Genomic DNA, 1,189 nt, shown 5'->3' on the forward strand with positions numbered 1-1,189 from the left:
GGTGCAGGAGGGTGAGTTTGGGCATCCGGTGGGTTTCGGGCGCTCGTTCGGGCCGGGGTTGCAGGCGTTGAGTGGCGATCGCGGTGCCAGGCCGTTGTTCAAGCAGGGGCGGGTGGTGGAAGTGGCGGTGGATGATCCCGGGGTGTTGTGGGATATCGATGTGCCTGAGGCGTTGGTGTTCACTCAATCCTGAGCCCTGCATAAATCCTCTGTAGGAGTGAGCCTGCTCGCGATAGCGGTGGGTCAGTGTCATTTGTGGTGGCTGATACCCCGCTATCGCGAGCAGGCTCACTCCTACAAGGGATCGGGGGTGATGCTTAAATTGGAGAGATAAAAAAGCCCCGCCTGATTGCTCAGGCGGGGCTTTTTATTGGCTTTCGGAATCAGACGAGCGGTTTAGGCTCGTGCTCTTTTTCCTGGGCCTCTTGGTGATGCTCGACCGCGTCCTGAACGGAGCGTGGTGCTTCGGCGATCACCGATTCAACCACCGCTTCTTCAGTCACGGAAGCAGTAGCTTCGACCACTTCAGCTACCGGAGCAGCAGCGGCGGCCAGTTCGGCTTCCTTCTGCAGACGCTCGGCCTCACGCTTGCGGCGACGCACTTCGCGTGGGTCGTTCGGTGCGCGACCGTTTGGCGTCAGGGCGCTGACCGGAGTGGCTTCCACCACTGGAGCAGGCTCTTCGACAACCACTGGTGCCTCAACGGCTGGCGCTTCTACCACTGGCGCTGGAGCAGGTGCAGGTGCAGCGGCTTCACCCACTGGCTCGGCAGCCTTGGCTTCTTCAACTACCGGGGTTTCAACCACCGGCGCTGGCGTTTCAGCGACGGCAGGTTCGGCCACCCAGTTGAAGGCGGTCTGTTCTTCGCGAACTTCACGCACGGTCTCGGTCACGGTTTCAGCGACGGTTTCAACCGCCGGTTCTGCGGCCACGACTGGCGCTTCGACAACCGGAGCAGGCTCGGCAACGACTTCAGCCTGAGGCTGAGCTTCGCGAACCGGGGCGACTTCGACTTCCGGAGCAGCAACCACTTCCACCGGGGTGGTGGCCTCAACAACCGGCGCTTCCACTGGAGTGGTTTCCTGAACGGCTGCGGTGGCGCGTTCGGCTTGCTCGTGAGCCTGTGCTTCGGCCGGAGCACTGATCACGCTGCTGGCAACAGCGGCGGTCACGGCCAGGCCAGCAGCGT

At 62.5% G+C, this 1,189-nt stretch carries 2 pseudogenes; one reads left to right on the forward strand and one right to left on the reverse strand.

Going from position 1 to position 1,189, the window contains the following annotated elements:
* A pseudogene (locus DBR18_RS28910) lies at positions 1–193 on the forward strand (nucleotidyltransferase family protein); the annotation flags it as partial.
* A gap of 190 nt (positions 194–383) precedes the next feature.
* Here DBR18_RS28910 and DBR18_RS28915 read toward each other — a convergent pair.
* A pseudogene (locus DBR18_RS28915) lies at positions 384–1,189 on the reverse strand (ribonuclease E); the annotation flags it as partial.

This window comes from Pseudomonas sp. HMWF021 (assembly GCF_003061005.1).
Taxonomy (GTDB): domain Bacteria; phylum Pseudomonadota; class Gammaproteobacteria; order Pseudomonadales; family Pseudomonadaceae; genus Aquipseudomonas.